Source organism: Agrobacterium sp. 22-214-1 (assembly GCF_053522465.1).
This window is the reverse complement of record NZ_JBNWCK010000003.1, coordinates 290,043-310,187: the sequence shown is the minus strand read 5'-3', so window position 1 is coordinate 310,187 and position 20,145 is coordinate 290,043. Positions and strand designations below refer to the sequence as shown.

The window sequence follows — 20,145 nt, the reverse complement described above, 5'->3', positions numbered from 1 at the left end:
GGGAAGGCTTGACTTCACCTTTATAGTTTAGCCGGTTGCGTGCCGACATTTTTACGAATTACGGTTTCAGGTTATCATTCCCGGGAAGGAAAATAAAAGCATCTGATGCTCAAACGAATTTCCACCCAGCAACTGACGATTGGCATGTTTATCGAAGCGGTCGAAGGAACGCTTTCGAACCAGGGATTTTTAAAACGGCACCGCTTTCTTTTGCGGCACGAGGAATTAATGCGTCAATTGAAATCAAGCGGCGCCGAAAGCATCGTCATCAATACGGCCAGGGGATACGATACCGAAGGCAGCGCGCGTTCTGCGGCCGTTTCGCCGCAACCGGGCAATTGCCCGGAAACCGTCGCCGCCGTCACCCATGCCGTACGCTCGGCCGCCGATACGATTGCCGAGACCTTTGCCTCCGCAGAAGCCGGCGGCGTTGTTTCGCTGAAGGGCATGGCTGCGGCGGCGGGCAAGATTTCCGATGCCGTGCAGTCGAACCCGGCGATTTTCATCGGGGTTACCCGCCTGAAATCGAAAGATGAAACGACCTTCGTGCACTCGGTCTCCGTCAGCGGGCTGATGATCCTCTTCGGTAATTATCTCGGGCTCGACAGGGGAACGGTCAATCTGCTCGGCATCAGCGGGTTGCTGCATGATATCGGCAAGGTGGAAATCCCCTCATCGATCCTTAACAAGGCGGAAGGGTTGAGCGCCAGCGAGCGGGAAATCATCAATCTCCATCCCGCATTCGGCCGGGATATATTGTCGCGCAACGCGCAGATGCCGGAGATGGTGCTCGATGTCTGCTTCAATCATCATGAGCGCATGGATGGCGGCGGTTATCCGAGCGGCCGTGCGGGCAGCCAGATCAGCCTCTATGCGCGTATCGCGGCGATTTGCGACGTCTATGACGCCGTCACCTCGGTCAGGCCCTACAAGAAGCCGTGGACGGCGAATGACGCGCTGACCTGGATGCTGCGGCGGGAAGGGCATTTCGACATGCAGCTGCTGAAGAAATTCGCGCTGTGCATTTCCGCCTCGCTGCCGAGGGGCTAGTTGCCGAAGATGATCGCCATGTTCAGGCTGTCGATGTAACGGCCGTCGATCAGAACGGTGTCACGGCCCCGGCCTTCATGCACAAAGCCGATCTTTTCATAAAGCGCGATTGCTCTGGCATTGTCCGCATGCACGCTCAGCTCCACACGATGCAGCCCGAATTGACGCGCGGCATCGAGCGTCTGCCGCATCAGCCGTCCACCCAGCCCCTTGTCGCGATAGGCCGGAAGGATGCCCATGCCAAGCGTGCCGCGATGGGCATGGGTGGGCCTGCTCTCGCGGCGAATATCGCACCAGCCGACCACCTTGCCATCCGCAATCGCCACGAATTGCGGATGGTCGTTTTCGATCATGTCGAGAACGAAGGCGCGGACCGAATCGAGCGGCGGCGCCTCCAGGAAGCTCAGATATTTCCGCTCGCGCGACACCGCATCGAGAGCACGGTGAAAGCTTTCAACGTGCTCCGCCCGGATGGGTTCGATGCCGATGGCGTCGGCAGCAGCCATCATGCCGCCTTTGTCTTCGCCTTGCGGGTCAGATGCACCACGACGTTTTCGATCATGCGCATGCCGGCGTCCTGGCCGAGCGTCATGATCGATTCCGGGTGGAACTGAACGGCGGCCACCGGTTCCTTGGCGTGTTCGATGCCCATGATCGTGCCGTCCTCGCTTTCCGCGGTGATGATGAAATCACGCGGAAGGGTGGAGGGGTCGGCGAAGATCGAGTGGTAACGGCCGACGGTTACTTCCTTGCCAAGACCGGAGAAGACGAGGCCCGGTTCCAGCACGCGGATGCGTGAGGGCTTGCCGTGCATCGGCACCGCAAGCTGGCGAAGCTCGCCGCCATAGGCTTCCGCCAGCGCCTGAAGGCCGAGGCAGACGCCGAAGATCGGCAATTCGCGGGCGCGGGCGGCCTTGATGGTCGCCTTGCAGTCGAAATCCGTCGGGCTGCCCGGTCCGGGAGAGAGCACGACAAGATCGGGCTGGAAGCGATCGAACACCTCTGCCGCAACCGGCGTTCTGACGGTGGAGACGGTCGCGCCAGTCTGGCGGAAATAATTCGCCAGCGTGTGCACGAAGCTGTCTTCGTGGTCGACGAGCAGGATCTTCACACCGGTGCCCACCTTGGCGGCATCACGCTTGGTGGAAGCGGCGTTGGTGGCTTTCGCATCGCGAATGGCGGCGATCATGGCGGATGCCTTCAGTTCGGTTTCGGCTTCCTCTTCCTGCGGATTGGAATCGTTGAGCAGCGTTGCACCCGCACGCACCTCGGCAATGCCGTCCTTGATGCGGATGGTGCGCAGCGTCAGGCCGGTATTCATGTCGCCATTGAAGCCGACCATGCCGATGGCGCCGCCATACCAGGCGCGCGGGCTCTTTTCATGGCCCTCGATGAAGCGCATGGCCCAGAGTTTCGGCGCACCGGTGACGGTGACGGCCCAGGCGTGGCTGAGGAAGCCGTCAAAGGCGTCCATGTCGTCACGCAGGCGGCCTTCGATGTGGTCAACCGTGTGGATGAGGCGCGAATACATCTCGATCTGGCGGCGGCCGATGACCTTTACCGAACCCGGTTCGCAGACGCGGCTCTTGTCGTTGCGGTCCACATCCGAACACATGGTCAGTTCGGATTCGTCCTTCTTCGAATTGAGCAGTTTCAGGATCTGCTCGCTATCGGCAATCGGATCGTCGCCACGCTTGATGGTGCCGGAAATCGGGCAGGTCTCGATGCGGCGGCCGGAAACGCGCACGAACATTTCCGGCGACGCGCCGACCAGATATTCCTGATGGCCGAGATTGATGAAGAAGGAATAGGGCGAGGGGTTGATCGCCTTCAGGCGGCGCGAAATCGCCGACGGATTGCTCTCGCAACGCTCCATGAATTTCTGGCCGGGAACGACCTCGAACAGATCGCCGCGGCGGAAGCTTTCCTTGGCCTTCACCACCAGTTCGGAATATTCACCGGGACGGTGATCGCCCTTGGGCGGGATCGTATCGGTGGTCTTGAAGGGATCGGGCGTAATGTCGGAGGACTTGCCGTCCGTCGTCACGCCGGCCTTTTCGAAGTCGTAGCGGTCGATCCAGGCCTTGGCGGAATAGTGGTCGACGACGAGGATTTCGTCGGGCAGAAACAGCACCATATCGCGCTGGTCTTCCGGGCGCGCCAGCGACAGCTTGATTGCGTCGAACTGGAAGGCGAGATCGTAACCGAAGGCGCCGAACAGGCCGATGGCCGAATCCGCATTCGAATAAAAGAGGTCGACGATGGCGCGCAGCGCCGTGAAGACGGTCGGGATTTTCGAGCGTTCTTCTTCCGTGAAAACGCGGTCCGGTTCGTTGACGGTCAGATCGAGACGGCGCGTGGTGGAAGCGCCAAGCGTGAGATCGGGCGTCGCCTTCAGCTTCTCGGTAATGAAGGAAAGCAGCACTTCGCCGCGGCCATTATAGGCCTCGATCCACATTTTGCGGCCGAAACAGGAAATGCCGAGCGGCGGATCGACGATGGCCGTATCCCAGCGTGTGTAACGGCCCGGATATTCATAGTTGGACGAAAAAACCGCGCCGCGATGGGAATCGAGCTTTTCGATATAATTATCGATGGCGCTGGCGTAATCGGCGGGCCGACGCTTTCGGCTGACCTTGATGCCGCCTTTCGTCTCGTAGGTTTCCGCTCCGTCATCCTGAATGATCGTTACCATTTCTTTCGCACTCGTTTTTTCGCATGTCGTTATCGCAAAACCGTCAAGCACTTTTGCGCGCATGCTTTCTGTTGTTCAAGCCCGATGACAGGCGGCAAAATAACAAAAAAGCCGCCTGAAAATTCGGGCGGCTTGGACTTTGTCTGAAGACATGACTGGTCAAGGCCGCGAAAAGCTGCCCCACCACCAGTTAGCAATGTTCTTAGACACGATGTTCATGGGAAAATTGTTAGCGCGCACGATCCGCCTTGGCAAGCGGATTTCGGTGAGGGAATGAACCTTACGGGCCGTCGCGGCGTTGCACTCCTGCCGAAACGGTCAGGAGTGCCCCGAAAAATGCTTCATCGCCTGTGTCTTCTGGTAACCACCATCGCATTGATTTCCGCCTCTGAACCGCCGGCGCAGGTGCCGGTGCCGCAACCGAAACCGGGCGAGGGGCAATCCACCACCCCCTCGGACAAGCCATCGGACGAGCCGCCGCAAAGCCCGGCGGAAGCGCCAAAGCCGGCCCCGAAACCGCAGGTCCCGGAAGAGGGGAAACCGGATGACGGCAAGACGCCGGCAGACAAGGGGTCCGATGACAGCAAGAAAGGCGTCGAAGGCAAGGCGGGTGAGGGTAAAGAGGAGGGCGAACAACGGAAACCGGATGTTGACGCTGCAAAACCGGAAGAGAAGCCGCCCGAGCCGGTGAAGCCGGAAGATCCGGCCGCGCTTCAGGCATGCCTTGGCGCATTGAAGGAGATCGGCGCGGAATTCAAACAGCTCGAACCGATCCGCGATGCGGAGCAGGGCTGCGGCATCGAAGCGCCTGTCGAGCTTTCCGTGGTTCTGCCCGGCATCAAGCTGGAACCATCGGGCACCATGCGTTGCGAAACCGCGCTGGCGCTTTCCCGCTGGACAAAGGAGATGATGCTGCCGGCGGCGGCTCTGGCTATGCCGGAGAAAAAGGTGACGGCCATCGCCAATGCCTCGACCTATATCTGCCGCAACCGCAACAGCGCGGAAAACGGCAAGATTTCCGAACATGCCAAGGGCAATGCCGTCGATATTTCCACGATCGCCTTCGATAAGGGCGAGCCGCTGGTGATGAAGCCGCGGGGTGAGGATGGAACGCCGGAAGGCGCTTTCCAGCGCACCATCACCGCCGCCGCCTGTCTGTTCTTCCGCACGGTTCTTTCGCCCGGCAGCGACGCCACCCATCAGGATCACCTGCATCTCGACGTGCTGGAGCGCAAGAGCGGTTATCTCTATTGCCGCTAATAAAAAAGGGGCGACCCGAAGGCCGCCCCGACTGGAGATGATGTTTCTGCCCGGTTTTAGAATTTCTGGGTCAGAGAGATTTTGAAGGTGCGTCCGGCTTCCGTATAGAAGTCGGCCGGCTGGTTGACGGTGCTGACGGAATTCGGGTTCACGTCGCGAACGCCGACGGCATTCCAGTATTTCCTGTCGAACAGATTGTAGATGCCGGCCTGGATGCGCAGGCCCTTGGTCTGTTCCGGTTCCCACCAGCCGGTCAGGTTGAAGACGCCATAGCCGGGGGCGTCGAAGGTGTTGGCCACCCTGTCGTCACGCATGCCGGAGGAGAAGACACCGGTAAATTCCGTGCCCCAGACGTCCTGCTCGTAGCCGATGCCGACGACGGACTTGAAGGGCGCGACCGTGCGAATGAATTCGTTGGTGTCGGTGTCCTTGCCATAGGCGTAAGCGAGCGAAGCATGGGCGAAGAAGCCGTTTGCGAGATCCTTGCGGACCTTGGCTTCGACACCGGAGATTTCGACATTGTTACGGTTGCGATAGGTGAAGAGCGATCCGTTGCCCCTGCCGCCGAAGCCGGGGAAGAGCGTCGTCGAGGTTGTGTACTGCTCGATGAAGTTCTTGTACTTGTTGTGGAACAGCGTCAGGCTTCCCGTGAGGTCGCCGGAGGCGTAGTTCGCGCCGATTTCGAAACCGTTGCTGGTCTCGGGGTTGAGGGCGGAATTGCCGACCACCGCGTAACCGGAGCTGATGTTGGAGAAGTTCAGGTACAGTTCGTTGATCGTCGGGGCGCGATAGGCCATCGACCATTGCGCGAAGAGCTGCAGTTCCGGCGTGACGTCATAGGTCGCGAGAAGCTTCGGCGAGAAGCGCGAGCCGCTGTTGCCGGTCGGCAGGCCGAAGGTTCTGTAGCCGCCATTGCTGGAAACCGAGCCATCCGGGTCGTAGTCGTAGGAATCGAAGCGCAGGCCGGGGGTCAGGCGGAAGCCGTTGCCGAAGGCGATCTCGTCATCGAGATAAAGACCGAGGCTCTTGCCGCTCACATCAGGCATGTCGGACTGGGACGAAGACGTCACGCCGGCCGTGTTGGCGTAAAGCTCCTGGCTGAAATCGGTCGTCATGGCGTTGCCGCCGAAACGGACCGTGTGCTGCACGCCGCCAAGCTCGAAGCCGGATTCAAGGCCGCCGACGATGCCGAATGCGCTGTTGCGCATGCTGTCTTCGCGAATATAGAGCGAATTGTTGGTGAGGCGGTCACCCGCGCCGGATTCCTTGGAAAGGCGCGTCCAGTAGAGCGAGAGATTGGCGGCGTCGATGAAGCCGTCGGTCGAGGGCGCTTCGTATTCGTAGTCGAGCGATACGCGATCGCGCTCAGTATCCTCGTAGCCCCGGTAGTCGCCGATCCGGTAGGTCGAGCCCGAAACGCTGACGCCCTGCAGGGTCTTCATGTCGCTGCGGTTTCTCAGAGAATAACGCTCGGCCGTCAGCCCGATGCGGTGACCGCCTTCAAGATCCTGACGGATCTTGAACATCAGGTTGCTTTCATAGGTGTCGGCGGGATTGGGCTTGGTGCGGCGCGTTCCGTAGATATCGGCCGTGCCCTTATTGTCCGTCTCGTTGCCGCGCTTGTAGGAGCCCTGGAACAGGACCGAGGTGTTCTCGATTTTCCTGGCGACGGCGAGCGATCCGCCCACGCTTCTGTCTTCGCTGTCATAGGTGGTCTTGGCCACGCCGCCCCAGTCCCTGCCTTCGCCGATCAGGTCTTCCGGCTCGAGCGTGCGCAGCACCAGCGCGCCGCCGAGAGCACCGGAGCCGATACGGCTGGAATCTGCGCCGCGCACCACATCGACCGTCGAGAGCGAGGAAAAATCGAAGCTTGAGCTTGTGTCGCTGAGGGTGGTGGTTGCCTGACCCTGGCGGGCGAAATTGTTGAAGTAAGGAACGGGAATATTGTCGATCAAGGTAACGACGCGTGCGCCGCCGAGGCCGCGAATGAACAGGCCGCCGGGCCGACCGGGCTTGGCATCGACGTAATCGACGCCCGGCTCCGTGCTGTTGCCGAGGTCCTTGATGCTGCCGATATCCTTCTTGCGGATGTCTTCCGCCGTGGTCTGGCTCGCCAGCGGCGTGTCGGCGGCGGCATTGGCGCTTTTGACGCGCTTGCCCTTGACGACGATCCTTTCAAGCGTGGTGGCGCCGTCCGCCTGCGTCGCGGCATCCTGTGCCCGCGCGGGGCCGGCAAGCGGCAGAAAAGAGATGGCAGTGCACAGAAGCAGCGCGGAATGCGTGCGCGAAATGGACATTAAGTACCCCCAGGTAGGCGCGCGAATGGGCCACGGCGTGCGAAAGCACGCCGCGCTTGCCGCCGCGGCTGAAACTGTTTTGATTGTTACGGGCGAGCCGATAAGCGAGGACTAAAAAACATGATTATAACTGTCAACATTATTATATATGACTTTTCGCATCATGTTTTAAAGCATAACAGTGTGTTGCAAAAATATGACGCTTATCCGCTCTCGAACCTGACTGGCGAATGGGGTGTGAAAACGCCACGGTACGGTCAAAGTCCCGACATTGCCGCTTGCTAGGATATTCGCAGCCAGTTTACATGGCGAAACAAACCATGCCCCAACAATAAACAGATTATTAATCGGATACGGAAATGAAGTCTCTTGAACTGCTCGTCGAGCGGATCATCCTCTCCAGCCGCTGGCTGCTCGTCGTTTTTTATCTCGGGCTCGTCGCGGCACTGGCGGTTTATGCGTTTTCCTTTGCGCTCAAGTTTCTGAAAGTTGCGAAAAACGTTTTCACCTACGACGAAGCGGACATGATCCTCGCCATGCTGGGTCTGATCGATGCGGCGCTGGTCGCCAGCCTGATCGTCATGGTGATGATTTCCGGTTACGAGAACTTCGTCAGCCGCTTCGACGATGCCGATGCCGAGGTTTCCTTTCTGGGCAAGCTCGATTCCGGTAGCCTGAAAATCAAGGTCGCGTCGTCGATTGTGGCGATCTCGTCGATCCACCTGCTGCAAATCTTCCTCAACGCCAGTCAATATTCGGACAGCAAGCTGATGTGGTTCACCATCATTCATCTGGCTTTTGTCGTCTCGGCGGTCATGCTCGGTTTCCTGGAAAAACTGATGGCCAAGCCGAAGGACAAATCCGAAAAGCCGGTGCTTTGATCAGGATGGTCCAGCCGATATGAAGGTCGCAACCCCGTTCTGGCCACGCCGCATGTTTCTCGCTCCGGGCGCTGCGTCCCGGCGTGTCGAGGGTGCGTGAATGGTGAAGACGGAGCGTCAGGCCAGACTTTGCGACGATCTGTCGGCTGCGGCCGACAAATCCCAATGGCTGGAGGCGCTGCGGGAAGTGATGCGCGCCTTCGGTTACGCCTATGTGACCCTTTTGCGCTTGCCCGGCGGCCAGAATGCCTATGCCTTGCCGACGGTTGTCGAAAGCAGCCTGCCCATCTGGGTCGTGAATGCGATGACCAGGGACGGCGCGCTTGGGGACTGTCCCGTCATCAAGCGCGGGGCGTCGTCGATGATGCCGCAATATTGGTCGCTGCAGGATCCGGATATTGCCTGCGGACCGCTGGTGGATGCGGCGGCCTCGCTGAGCAGCATGGGCATTACGTCCGGTCTGATGGTGCCGGTACACGGCATGTACGGCAACCGGCATCTGATGAATTTCGCGGGCGATCGCGATATCCTGCCGCAAGCCGCGCTCAACGAGCTGAGCATGATCGTGCTGCATGCGCTGGAGGTTTATGACCGGCTTTGCCGCACCAACTCAAAAGGTCCGTCGCCGTTGACGAAGCGGGAACTCGATGTGGTGCGCTGGACGGCGCAGGGAAAGACCTCCGTGGAGATCGCCGAGCTTCTGTCCATCTCGGAACATACCGTCAATGCCTATATGAACAACGCCATCCGCAAGCTCGACTGCGTCAACCGCACCCAGCTGGTGGCCAAGACCATACGCCTTGGCCTGATAGACTGATCGACCCTGTCGTTCCCGGCAGGCCGCGCCTTACCGGTCGAGAACCGAGCGAAGCTCGACGAGATTCGAGCGAACCCGCAAAACGTAAAATCCCATGGTGGCGAGGTGCGAGGGCATGATCCAGCCGCTTTCCTCACCATTGGAAATGATCGCCGGCTGGATGCGCAGGGCTGCGCGGGTCTGCAACAGCGTGTCGTTCCACAGGTTGGTCAGGTTACGCTCGCGGATGACCTGCGCGAAGTCCGATCCGGCGGCGGAAAGCACGCCGTAATAGCCGTAGAGCTGGCCATAGGCGAACCAGAAGCGGTCGTCGGCGCGCGTATCGAACCAGCCGCCATTATAGTTTTCCGAACGCTCGCGCAGAATTGCAGACGTGGAGCCGATATCGCCGGCGATACGGTCGATGAACTGGATGAGGTTGTCGGCGCGGGTATCGAAGACGGCCTTGCAGGCGGCGAGCTCGCCGTTGAAGGCCTGGAAGCTGCGGATGGCGGCGCGGTAATAGGCCGGCGTCGGCGTCTTCGGGCCGAAAGGATCGAGACCGAAATACCAGGAATATTCGCTGAACTGCATGTTCCCGCGTGCTTCCTGGAGATTGTTGTTGATGCCGGAGGTTCCGCGCACGCGACCGAGCGTATCCACAAGTTCCACCGAGGTGCGGCGCACGGCCTGGTTTACGCCGCGCTGGAATGACGCCTTGTTGTCCAGAAACGGCGTGCTGTCCCAGTCCATGCCGAAAAGGCCGAGACGATAGAGCAGCATGGAGGAAATCCATGCGTTCTGGTTGACGTTGAAATCGGTGAGATCGGCGGCCGCGTCGACGATGGCCGAACGCTGGCAGACCGGCGCCGATGTGTTTGCGGCGGCACCCGTTGCGCCACCCGCCGGGGCGGCGGCGGGCAATTCCTGCCCGGCAGGCACGGTGCGCTCTTCAAGCTTGTAGCGCGCGACGTAATCCGGGTCGAAATTCGTCCAGACCTGGGTTTGCCAGATGAAATATCCGTAAAAGCCGGCAAGAAGAATGACGATGAGGGCAATCGGGCCCTTGATGAGCCAGTTGCGGCCGCTGTACCAGCCGTGGGCGGCCATGAAGGGCCACAGAAGCCAGGCGACGAGAAGACCGGCGGCCCTGCCGATGGCGCTGAAGGCTGCCTGAATCAAAGCGGTGATCCGGTCGATCATGTCGTCATAGTCTCCTCTGCCCGTGGGGCTGGACGCCGGAAGAAAAACACGCGGCCCACCCGCGCCCTTCGGCGCTTCGTATAAACCGCGGTCATTTACTGTCTTCCAGATATGTCCCGGTCAACCGGGATACAACATGATTGCGAAACTTTTCTCAACCTGCGGTCCGCGCCGGCCATTATGGCTTTCCACACCGATTGTGGAGCAACAGCCGCCGCGGAACAGAAGGGATATGCGCCTAGAGGCCGAGCTTGGCGATCTCGTCGTTCAGCCGGTCGCGTGCCTTTTTCGGCAGTTTGCCGTTCTTGACGGCGTCGAGATTGGCCGGCGCGGCATCGCCGACGACAACGAGCGCGATCATGCCCATGCCCAGATGCGGTGTGCATTTGACGACGTAGGCGCCTTCCTTCTCGACCGTCAACTTCACCGTCTCGTTCATCTTGCCCTTGAAGTCTGCGACACCCTCGGGGATCATGTCCTTCACGGCTGCCGCATCATGGCCCTTGTCGACCGGGACGAAGGTGATGACGTCGCCGACGGCGGCCTTGACGGTTGCGGGCTCAAAGACCATCGCCTGACCGTCGCTGCCCTTGTTGAGCATCTTCACTTCGATTTCGGCAGCAAGGGCGGGAAAGGCGAAAAGACCTGCGAGAATGGCGAGGCCGGCGAATTTGGCAGTTCTGTTCTGCATAGTTTTGCTCCTGAGAGAAAGCACATCCACGCGAATGTGTCGCCGTCGTCTTAGCCCAGGAGCGGGGGAGCCATCTTTGCGGAAAATCAAATGCGGCAACCGGACGCAGATGTTCACTCGCCCTTGAACGTCTCCACCCAGTGGCGGCGGCAGAAGGAAACATATTTCTCGTTGCCGCCGACATCGATCTGCGCGCCTTCCGTCACGACCTTTCCTTCATTGTCGAAGCGGGCCACCATCGTCGCCTTGCGGCCGCAATGGCAGATGGTGCGGATTTCGCGAAGCTCGTCGGCAATGGCGAGCAGTTCTTTCGAGGCGGGGAAGAGCTTTCCCTGAAAATCCGTGCGCAGGCCATAGGTCATGACCGGGATGTTCAGCCTGTCGACAATGTCGGCAAGCTGCCAGACATGGTGTTCGGAGAGAAAGTTGGCTTCATCGATGAAAACGCAGGCGACCGGTGCTTCGGCAGTGAGGGCCGATACCTCGGCGAACAGGTCGGTATTGTCATCGAAGGTGAGGGCGTCGGAGGAGAGGCCGATGCGCGAGGCGACACGGCCGACGCCGGCCCGGTCGTCAAAGGCGGCCGTGAAGATCAGTGTGCGCATGCCGCGCTCCTGATAATTGTAGGATGCCTGCAGCAGCATGGTCGATTTGCCGGCATTCATCGTCGAATAATTGAAATAGAGTTTTGCCATTATCCACTCCCGGAGCGCCCTTGCGTCCTTCGGACGCTTCTCAACAATGCTCCAACCTGTTGAATCGGCACATCGCGACTCACGGAGCCGATTCTCGTTTATGCCGATGCTGCAGCCAGCGTCTTTTGACGGCGGAGAAGCGGATTGAAAAGTGCCGCAGCGGGAAAAACACAGATTTCCGCAACCGGACTGTTTGTCGCATTCGGGCGTTGAAACCCGGTGATTTTCACGATTTTGTCGCAAACGGTGCGCCAAAGCACGCAAATGCGCGCGAGTTGATTGTGTCCGGCAGATATTGATAATGGCAAGGGAACGAAAAAACAGGGAGCAAGCCATATGTTTGCAAATAGAAGCCGCTGTCTGGCCTTGGCCGCAGCAATCTCCTCCATGACGTTCAGTGCGGCCGGTGCTGTGGAACCGGCAAGCTGTGGCACAGTGCGCTTTTCCGATGTGGGCTGGACCGACATCACCGCCACGACGGCCACCGCCACCGTGCTTCTGAAAAGCCTTGGCTATGAAACCGACGTCAAGCTTCTTTCCGTACCCGTTACCTACACATCCCTGAAAAACAAGGACATCGACGTCTTCCTCGGCAACTGGATGCCGACCATGGAAGGCGATATCGCGCCTTATCGCGAAGACAAATCCGTGGAAACGCTGCGGGAAAACCTGACCGGCGCGAAATACACGCTGGCGACCAACGCCAAGGGCGCCGAACTCGGCATCAAGGATTTCAAGGACATCGCCGCCCACAGCGCCGATCTCGGCGGCAAGATCTATGGTATCGAGCCGGGCAATGACGGCAATCGCCTGATTCTCGACATGGTGGCCAAGGACAGTTTCGGTCTGAAGTCATTCGAGGTGGTCGAGTCGTCCGAACAGGGCATGCTCTCCCAGGTGGCGCGCGCTGAAAAATCCGGCGAGCCCATCGTCTTCCTCGGTTGGGAACCGCATCCCATGAATGCGAATTTCAAGCTGACCTATCTGACCGGCGGCGACGAGGTCTTCGGCCCCAATCTCGGCGGCGCGACGATCCATACCAATGTCCGCAAGGGTTACGTCGAGGAGTGCCCGAATGTCGGCGCTTTCCTCAAGAACCTGCAATTTTCCCTGCCCATGGAAAACGAGATCATGGGCAAGATCCTGAATGACGGCCTTGAGGGCGAGGCGGCTGCAACCGCCTGGCTGAAGGCCAATCCGACGGCGATCGAGCCCTGGCTCGCCAACGTCAAGACCAAGGACGGCAGTGCTGATGCCCTGCCTGCCGCCAAGAAGGCTCTCGGCCTCTAAGCCGCAAGACGATGCATGACTGTTTCCGGCCTGCGCGGCAGGCCGGATCAGCGGGAAATAACGATGCCCATGCATGACCTTGCCTGTGAATTTTCAGACATTGAAGGTCATGCGCCAGCACCGCGTCCGGCAGTTCCGCTGCCGGCCGTCATTTCTGCATTGGAGCAAGCCCGGTGAAACGGGATGACGATGCTCTATTTCTTTGTTGTCTGCGCAATTCCGGACGCAAAACCGCTCTGCACTTTTGCCGGAATTGTTTTAGTTCACGAAAGGTCTTTTCTTACCGTGGAATGGCTCAGCGCTCCTGAAAACCGCCTGCCCGTCGGCCGATATGCCAAGGAGGCCATTGACTGGCTGACCGGCAATCTCGCTTTTTTCTTCGATTGGCTTTCCTTCATTTTCCAAAGCGTCATCAACGCCCTGCTTTATGTGCTGCAGGCGCCGCATCCGCTCATCATCGTGGCGATCCTGACGGCGCTTTCCGCCTGGACGCGCCGCTCCGTCGGCATGCCGGTCTTCACGGCGCTCGGCCTGCTGCTCATCATCAATCTGGGCTACTGGAAGGCGACGACGGAAACGCTGGCGCTCGTCATTGCCGCCAGCGCCGTGTGCATGATCATCGGCATACCGCTCGGCATATTGGCGGCACGGCGCAAATGGATCTATGCCGGCATGCGCCCGGTGCTGGACCTGATGCAGACCATCCCCACCTTCGTTTATCTCATCCCGGCGCTGGTGCTGTTCGGTCTCGGCATGGTTCCGGGGCTCATCGCCACCGTCATCTTCGCCATTCCGGCTCCCGTGCGGCTCACCCGCCTCGGCATCGTGTCGACGCCGCCGGCGCTGGTGGAGGCGGCCGTCGCGTTTGGCGCCACGCCGTCGCAAGTATTACGCAAGGTGGAGCTTCCCTTCGCCGCGCCGCAGATCATGGCCGGCCTTACCCAGACGATCATGCTGTCGCTGTCGATGGTGGTCATTTCCGCCCTGGTGGGCGCCAATGGTCTGGGTGTGCCGGTGGTGCGCGCGCTCAATACCGTCAATATCGCCATGGGCTTCGAAGCGGGACTGTGCATCGTCGTACTGGCGATCGTTCTCGACCGGCTTTTCCGCCTTCCCGGCGCGGAGGATGATCTATGAGTGACGCCATCATCTTCGGAAATGTCGATATCGTTTTCGGCGACCGGCCCGATGCGGCGCTGCCGCTGATCGACAAGGGCAGCACGCGTGACGAGATCAATGCCGAAACGGGACTGGTTCTCGGCGTCGCCAATGCCTCGCTCTCGGTCAGCGAGGGCGAGATACTCGTGCTCATGGGGCTTTCCGGCTCGGGCAAGTCGACCCTGCTGAGGGCCGTCAACGGGCTTGCGCCCGTGGTGCGCGGCAATGTCGGCGTGAAGACCAAGTCCGGCTATGTCGATCCCTATCGCTCAACGGCGAAATCGCTGCGCGATCTGCGCATGCACACGGTCTCCATGGTCTTCCAGCAATTCGGCCTTCTGCCCTGGCGCAATGTGGCCGACAATGTCGGCTTCGGGCTTGAGCTTTCCGGCGTGCCGGAAGCCGAGCGCAAGCGCATGGTGGCCGAGCAGCTGGAACTGGTCAATCTCTCCGCCTGGGCCGACCGCAAGGTGGGAGAGCTTTCCGGCGGCATGCAGCAGCGTGTGGGGCTGGCGAGAGCCTTTGCCACGGGCGCGCCGATCCTGTTGATGGACGAGCCGTTCTCGGCGCTCGACCCGCTCATCAGAAGCCGGCTGCAGGACGAGCTTCTGGAATTCCAGAGCCGGCTGAAGAAAACTATCCTCTTCGTCAGCCACGATCTGGACGAGGCCTTCCGCATCGGCAACCGTATCGCCATGATGGAGGGCGGACGCATCATCCAGTGCGGAACGCCGCAGCAGATCGTCAAGCAGCCGGCCACGCCCTATGTCGCGGATTTCGTGCAGAACATGAACCCGATCTCCATGCTGACCGCCGCGGATGTGATGAAGCGTGGGGTGGACGAACGCAACGGCCAGATGACAGTCGCCGCCACCGCCCGTCCGTCATCGCCGCTGATCGATATTCTCGATGCGCTGTCAAAACATTCCGGCGCGATCGGCGTCGTCGACAACGGTGCGATCGTCGGCACGATTTCCGCCGATGAAGTCGTGGCGGGGCTGACGCGTCACCGCAAGAAATAACGATTCGCCTGTCTGAAAAGAGAAAGGGCCTTCCCGCGCGGAGGGCCCTTTTTCTTTTCCGGCAAGGTCTTTGCGGCGCAAGTTATACCTTCCCACGGTAGCAAAGAATATTTTTGATATCACAAGTTATGCAGGAAAATAATTACTAATAAAAATCATATTGCAAACTTAGAGAAAATTGCGCAAAGTTAATCTAGATTCTTTAGCTCGCTGCTAAATTTAAGGTGGTAATAGATTGTCACCCCAAAATCCGGCATCGGGTGTTAAGATTGAGGCGCTCAACTTTTGATCGTTTATTGCTTATAAATACTGCTGCTAATACATGCGTTTATCATTAAATTGACAAAAAACAGGCAAAAAGCTGATAATTTGGTCACAATATTTTAAGTAAATAACCGGTGAAGAATAGTCTTTGAAAGGGACACGATATAAGCAAGATTTAGGTATATACAACGTATCGACTGAATTATAAAAACACCTTTTGGAACACCTATAATAGCCACCATGACCGTCTTTTTCGACTGTCATCAGGAGACTTGAGCGTATGGATAACCAATCTCTGTCGGAACATAGCATCGCCGCTGCAGACTTGCTCTCAGCCATGGCGAATCCCAAGCGCCTGATGATCTTGTGCACGCTGGTGGATACGGAAGTGCCGGTTGGTGTTCTCGCTTCACAGGTTGGTCTCAGCCAGTCCGCTCTCTCGCAGCATCTTTCGAAATTGCGTGCCCAGCGGCTGGTGAAGACACGACGGGATGCGCAGACCATCTATTATTCCAGCAATTCCGAATCCGTGAAAAAGATCCTCGCCTCCCTCGAGGAAATTTACTGCCAGGCGCAGAAGAGCAGCAAGACCGCTGCGTGATCCCACGGCCCTGTTAAGGCCCGGCAGCATCACTCGATTGAAACCGGCGCACGACGCCGGTTTTTCTTTTCAGCGGCCTTGGCTGTGTGCATCCGGCACAGGGATCGGTGGCTGCGTATTGGCGCGGTTTTCAGGCCGGCGCAGCAAGCTGCATCTGCTGCTTGAGACGGCTTGCCGCAGCCGCATATCCGCCGTCGGCACCATCCACGAAATGCATATGGTCTCTCGAAAGCGGAGACGGAACGATACAGGTCATCAATGCGGCATCCTGTTCGTGCAGGCCGTAATAACAGCTTCCCGAGACGCGGCCCTGTTCCAGCCGCGCGCGGATTTTTTCGAGCCGTGCAGCGTCGATATCCACCGTCATCTTCAGGCCGTCGTCGAATTTCCTGAAATCGGTGTTGCTCGCGACCGAACGCCGGTAGCGTATCGCATTGAACGGTCCGAACGAGAGCCCCGTCACGCTTAAGAGATTGACGAGCAGGGACTCGCCGAGAATGCGAAACGAGCGGCGCATCTTGCCCCAGACATCGTGATAGGCAGCGCCGGCACGGGCTTCGAGGCCGAGACCCTCGCGCACGAAACCGAGTTTCGGCCCATCTTCGGGCACGGGGTGGCCGTGCCTCGCGTCCTGTTCGGCCAGATCGACAAGATCGACGACCAGTTGGCGAAATGCCGGCATGTCCCGCGATGGCCCCGGCACGGCGATGATCGACACCACCTTGCCATGCGTGGCCGGAATGGGGTTCCAGCGGCATGAAAGACCGGTGAGATCGGGACGCTCGCCCGTTTCGGCTGCGGGCAGGGCATATTGCCCCTCCTTCATCCGCGCTTCCGCCCAGCTGTTGCCGCCGCCCGAAAACATGGCGTAGGAAACATCCTCGCTCGCCTGAAAGCGCGCGACACGAATATCGAAGCCATTTTCACGAATATCCTCGACGGGAACCAGCGCCACGCGCATGGCAAGATCGAGATCGTCCTTCACCCAGCGCTGCACATTCGAAAGCGCAGTGCGTGCGACAGACAGCCCCTGTGGCGGCACCGCGACAGCGGCGCCATCGCCGCCGAAAACGAAGGGCAGATCGTGACGTCCTAGACTGTTCGATACGCCCGATATGACCGCCGCACCGGCCATGTTGACGGCCTTGTAGCGGCCGGTGCCGATTGCCGAGGTCGAATCGATGATATCGGCGATGGCCAGCCCCCATCCCGGCGGCAGGGCGCGATAAAGCGCCGGGTCGGCCACGTCTTCAAAATGCCGGAAGACGGGCAGGCCCGTCAGAAATTCTTCGTCTGCTGCGATCATGGCGTATTATCCTCCAGCGGCGGCCAAACGCCAAGCGTTTACGGAAGGTCGATGCGTCCATTCAGGCGGCGCAATCACGGCCGATCCGGCGATTGATTTACCGCGAATAGAGCTAATCCAGCAAAGTGACTTGCATAAATCATCAAACCTTCCGTATGAGTTGAGTGGAAGGCTCGGAATTCAAAAATGGAACGAGTTTTCGCCGGGAGGCGTCCGATAGTTTCATTCGGTCGGCGCCCCATGGCGCTCACCGGGTCCCGCGACCCCCTTTAAGGAGACACCAGGATGAAACTGAAGACATTGACCAGCGTGACGCTTGCAGCGTCCTTCGCATTCGCACCCCTTGCTCATGCCGAAATCGTCATCGGCCTGATTGCGCCGCTCACCGGTCCTGTCGCCGCCTATGGCGACCAGGTGAAGAACGGCGCCCAGACGGCAGTCAATGAAATCAACAAGAAGGGCGGCATCCTCGGCGAACAGGTCGTGCTGAAGCTTGCCGATGACGGCGGTGAGCCGAAGCAGGGCGTTTCCGCGGCCAACCAGCTGGTTGCCGAAGGCATCCACTTCGTCGTCGGTCCGGTGACGTCCGGCGTCGCCATTCCGGCATCGGATGTCTTTGCCGAAAACGGCGTGCTGATGGTGACGCCGACGGCGACCGCGCCGGGCCTGACCAACCGTGGCCTTGCCAACGTTTTCCGTACCTGCGGTCGTGACGACCAGCAGGCCGAGGTTGCGGCGAAATATGTTCTCGCCAACCTCAAGGACAAGAAGGTCGCCATCATTCACGACAAGGGTGCTTACGGCAAAGGTCTGGCGGACGCCTTCAAGACCACGCTGAATGCCGGCGGCGTGACCGAAGTTCTCTACGATGCGCTGACGCCCGGCGAAAAAGATCTCGGCGCGCTGACGGCCCGTCTGAAGTCCGACAATGCCGACATCGTCTATTTCGGCGGTTACCATCCGGAAGCGGGTCTTCTGGTGCGCCAGCTGAAGGATATCGGCTCCAAGGCTGCCGTCATCGGCGGTGACGGCCTGTCGAACAGCGAGTTCTGGAACATCGGTTCGCAGGCTGGCGAAGGCACGATCTTCACCAACGCTTCCGACGCGCTGAAGAACGACGATTCCAAGGCTGCTGCCGAAGCGCTGAAGGCCGCCAACATTCCGGCGGAAGCCTTCACGCTCAATGCTTACGCTGCCGTCGAAGTGCTGAAGGCCGGCATCGAGAAGGCCGGAAGCGCCAAGGATTCCGAAGCGGTCGCCACGGCCTTGAAAAGCGGTGACGCTTTCCCGACCGCAATCGGCAAGGTGACCTACGGCGAAAACGGCGACCTGACCTCGCAGGCCTTCTCGCTGTTCAAGTGGCAGGACGGCAAGATCGTCGCAGCCGAATAAGCTGATCCTACCGGCCGCACCTTGTGCGGCCGGTATCGTTTTACGGCCGGAAAAGGGGTTGGGGCAGCATGGGCGATGCCGGGAAGCGGACTGTTGGAGACATCGGCTTCGGGCGGATATTCCCGATCGTCAGAATTTTCGACGAGGCCAAGGCGCGGGAGTTCTATGTCGATTTTCTCGGTTTCGAGGTCGACTGGGAACATCGCTTCGGCGATAATTTCCCACTTTACATGCAGGTTTCACGGGCCGGAATGGGGCTTCACCTCAGCGGTCATCATGGCGATGCGACGCCGGGTTCGAATATCTTCGCCACCATGCACGGCGTTCACGCCTATCAGCAGGAACTGGCGGCGAAAGACTATCGCTTCATGAAGCCGGGCGTCGAAGAACTGCCATGGGGCGATGTGATGGAAGTGACCGATCCGTTCGGCAACCGCATTCGTTTCTGCGAGCAGAAAAGCGAAGAGTGATGTTTTACGCGTGAGCGCAAGGCCCTTGACCTTGTTCTCCGTTTGAACGATAGAACGCGCAAACAGCGAACCGCGCGCACGGAGACCCCGTGCGCGCGGTTCGTGCGTTTTGGCAATCGGTCATGCAATTCGTTCGCATCCGCACGGGGGCAAAAATGAACAGTGAAGGCAATACGCTGGTCCGGAAGCTCGCATTCTGGAGCATTCCGCTTTCTTTCGGCGTGCTGGGCCTCAAGCTCGTGGCCTGGTGGGTCACGGGCTCGGTCGCGCTTTTATCGGACGGTCTGGAATCGACCGTCAACGTGGTCGCGGCCTTCATCGCCTATTTTGTCATTCGTTATGCGCAGAAGCCCGCCGATGACGACCACCAGTTCGGCCACCACAAGGCGGAATATATTTCCGCCGTCGTGGAGGGAGTGCTGATCGTCGTTGCCGCGCTGCTGATCGTCCAGGAGGCCTGGGGCGGTCTTTTCAACCCGAGGCTGCCGGAAGCGCCGGCCCTTGGTCTTGCCATCAATGCGGCGGCGGGCGTCATCAACGCCATCTGGGCGACGATCCTGATCCGTGTCGGCAAAAGACACGCCTCACCGGCGCTGGCCGCGGACGGCCATCACATCATGTCCGATGTCGTGACCTCGGCAGGCGTTCTCGTCGGCCTCGTTCTGGCGCTTTTGACGGGTTATGCCATTCTCGATCCGCTGCTCGCCATCCTGGTGGCCATCAACATCCTGTTCCAGGGTTCCAAGGTCATTCTGCATTCGCTTGGCGGGCTGATGGACCGGGCCGTGGAGCCGGAAGAGGACGAGGCGATCAAGAAGGCCATCGCCGAACATTCCGGCGGCGTCATTGGCGTCCATGATCTGAGGACACGCCGGGCCGGCTCGGCCGCCTTCATCGATTTTCACGTCGTGGTCCCTGCTGTCATGACGGTGCGCGAGGCGCATGATATTTGCGACCGCCTTGAAGATGCCATAAGGGACGTCATACCGGGCGCCAGCCTTGCCATTCACGTCGAGCCGGAAGGCGAAAAGGCGCATGGCGTCAAAGTGATTGTTTGAAAAACAGGAGTTTTCC

General features: G+C 59.5%; 18 protein-coding genes. 11 read left to right on the top strand and 7 right to left on the bottom strand.

Annotation, left to right across the window (positions count from 1 at the left end; genetic code table 11):
• Positions 1–105 precede the first annotated feature (105 nt).
• Positions 106–1,050 carry an HD-GYP domain-containing protein gene (locus ACQZ5G_RS14450; RefSeq protein ID WP_448736513.1) on the top strand — a complete coding sequence of 315 codons (945 nt, stop codon included), beginning with the start codon at positions 106–108 and terminating at the stop codon, positions 1,048–1,050.
• Here ACQZ5G_RS14450 and ACQZ5G_RS14445 read toward each other — a convergent pair.
• Both ACQZ5G_RS14445 and ACQZ5G_RS14440 read right to left on the bottom strand, forming a co-directional pair.
• Positions 1,047–1,559 (bottom strand): N-acetyltransferase family protein, encoded by a 513-nt coding sequence (locus ACQZ5G_RS14445; RefSeq protein ID WP_448736514.1) that lies wholly within the window; start codon positions 1,557–1,559, stop codon positions 1,047–1,049. The two genes, ACQZ5G_RS14450 and ACQZ5G_RS14445, sit on opposite strands and share 4 nt — an antisense overlap.
• Entirely contained in the window at positions 1,556–3,745 is a 2,190-nt protein-coding gene (locus ACQZ5G_RS14440; RefSeq protein ID WP_127757767.1) for an anthranilate synthase, read from the bottom strand. Before ACQZ5G_RS14440 ends, ACQZ5G_RS14445 begins: the two co-directional genes overlap by 4 nt.
• 336 nt (positions 3,746–4,081) lie before the next feature.
• Between ACQZ5G_RS14440 and ACQZ5G_RS14435 the strand changes: the two genes are divergently transcribed.
• A complete protein-coding gene (locus ACQZ5G_RS14435) occupies positions 4,082–5,005 on the top strand; it encodes an extensin family protein (protein WP_448736515.1) in 924 nt (307 codons plus the stop codon).
• 56 nt (positions 5,006–5,061) lie between these two features.
• Here ACQZ5G_RS14435 and ACQZ5G_RS14430 read toward each other — a convergent pair whose 3' ends face one another.
• On the bottom strand, positions 5,062–7,302 hold the full coding sequence (locus ACQZ5G_RS14430; protein WP_448736516.1) for a TonB-dependent hemoglobin/transferrin/lactoferrin family receptor: 2,241 nt from the start codon (positions 7,300–7,302) through the stop codon (positions 5,062–5,064).
• 359 nt (positions 7,303–7,661) lie between these two features.
• Between ACQZ5G_RS14430 and ACQZ5G_RS14425 the strand changes: the two genes are divergently transcribed.
• Positions 7,662–8,183 (top strand): TIGR00645 family protein, encoded by a 522-nt coding sequence (locus tag ACQZ5G_RS14425; RefSeq protein WP_003524933.1) that lies wholly within the window; start codon positions 7,662–7,664, stop codon positions 8,181–8,183.
• 100 nt (positions 8,184–8,283) lie between these two features.
• Positions 8,284–9,000 (top strand): helix-turn-helix transcriptional regulator, encoded by a 717-nt coding sequence (locus tag ACQZ5G_RS14420; RefSeq protein ID WP_448733628.1) that lies wholly within the window; start codon positions 8,284–8,286, stop codon positions 8,998–9,000.
• A 30-nt stretch (positions 9,001–9,030) separates the two neighbouring features.
• On the opposite strand, the gene ACQZ5G_RS14415 is transcribed toward ACQZ5G_RS14420, so the two are convergent.
• The 3 genes from ACQZ5G_RS14415 to ACQZ5G_RS14405 form a co-directional block, all read right to left on the bottom strand.
• Positions 9,031–10,182, bottom strand: a complete 1,152-nt coding sequence (locus ACQZ5G_RS14415; RefSeq protein WP_059754200.1) for a DUF2333 family protein — start codon at positions 10,180–10,182, stop codon at positions 9,031–9,033.
• 238 nt (positions 10,183–10,420) lie between these two features.
• A complete protein-coding gene (locus tag ACQZ5G_RS14410) occupies positions 10,421–10,873 on the bottom strand; it encodes a pseudoazurin (protein ID WP_003524080.1) in 453 nt (150 codons plus the stop codon).
• A gap of 113 nt (positions 10,874–10,986) precedes the next feature.
• Positions 10,987–11,568, bottom strand: coding sequence for a thymidine kinase (locus ACQZ5G_RS14405; RefSeq protein WP_080851141.1), 582 nt, complete (start codon positions 11,566–11,568; stop codon positions 10,987–10,989).
• Positions 11,569–11,955: 387 nt separating this feature from the next.
• Here ACQZ5G_RS14405 and ACQZ5G_RS14400 point away from each other — a divergent pair, with 387 nt between their 5' ends.
• The 4 genes from ACQZ5G_RS14400 to ACQZ5G_RS14385 all read left to right on the top strand — a co-directional run bounded on the left by ACQZ5G_RS14400 (position 11,956) and on the right by ACQZ5G_RS14385 (position 15,903).
• Positions 11,956–12,858 carry a choline ABC transporter substrate-binding protein gene (locus ACQZ5G_RS14400; RefSeq protein ID WP_448737054.1) on the top strand — a complete coding sequence of 301 codons (903 nt, stop codon included), beginning with the start codon at positions 11,956–11,958 and terminating at the stop codon, positions 12,856–12,858.
• Between the two features lie 285 nt (positions 12,859–13,143).
• Positions 13,144–13,995, top strand: coding sequence for a choline ABC transporter permease subunit (gene choW / locus ACQZ5G_RS14395; protein WP_080857067.1), 852 nt, complete (start codon positions 13,144–13,146; stop codon positions 13,993–13,995).
• Positions 13,992–15,038 (top strand): choline ABC transporter ATP-binding protein, encoded by a 1,047-nt coding sequence (gene choV, locus ACQZ5G_RS14390; protein WP_003524070.1) that lies wholly within the window; start codon positions 13,992–13,994, stop codon positions 15,036–15,038. The genes choW and choV overlap by 4 nt, the downstream gene beginning before the upstream one ends.
• A gap of 544 nt (positions 15,039–15,582) precedes the next feature.
• The gene (locus tag ACQZ5G_RS14385) at positions 15,583–15,903 is read left to right on the top strand and encodes an ArsR/SmtB family transcription factor (RefSeq protein WP_003524068.1); all 321 of its coding nucleotides are present in this window, start codon (positions 15,583–15,585) and stop codon (positions 15,901–15,903) included.
• A gap of 130 nt (positions 15,904–16,033) precedes the next feature.
• On the opposite strand, the gene ACQZ5G_RS14380 is transcribed toward ACQZ5G_RS14385, so the two are convergent.
• The gene (locus ACQZ5G_RS14380; RefSeq protein WP_003524066.1) at positions 16,034–17,209 is read right to left on the bottom strand and encodes a DUF3095 domain-containing protein; all 1,176 of its coding nucleotides are present in this window, start codon (positions 17,207–17,209) and stop codon (positions 16,034–16,036) included.
• 285 nt (positions 17,210–17,494) lie between these two features.
• Between ACQZ5G_RS14380 and ACQZ5G_RS14375 the strand changes: the two genes are divergently transcribed.
• The 3 genes from ACQZ5G_RS14375 (at position 17,495) to ACQZ5G_RS14365 (ending at position 20,129) form a co-directional block, all read left to right on the top strand.
• On the top strand, positions 17,495–18,601 hold the full coding sequence (locus ACQZ5G_RS14375) for a branched-chain amino acid ABC transporter substrate-binding protein (RefSeq protein WP_003524064.1): 1,107 nt from the start codon (positions 17,495–17,497) through the stop codon (positions 18,599–18,601).
• Positions 18,602–18,669: 68 nt separating this feature from the next.
• Positions 18,670–19,071: a glyoxalase superfamily protein gene (locus tag ACQZ5G_RS14370; protein WP_003524063.1), complete on the top strand. Its 402-nt coding sequence runs from the start codon at positions 18,670–18,672 to the stop codon at positions 19,069–19,071.
• Between the two features lie 155 nt (positions 19,072–19,226).
• The gene (locus ACQZ5G_RS14365; RefSeq protein WP_035239589.1) at positions 19,227–20,129 is read left to right on the top strand and encodes a cation diffusion facilitator family transporter; all 903 of its coding nucleotides are present in this window, start codon (positions 19,227–19,229) and stop codon (positions 20,127–20,129) included.
• Positions 20,130–20,145: the final 16 nt, after the last annotated feature.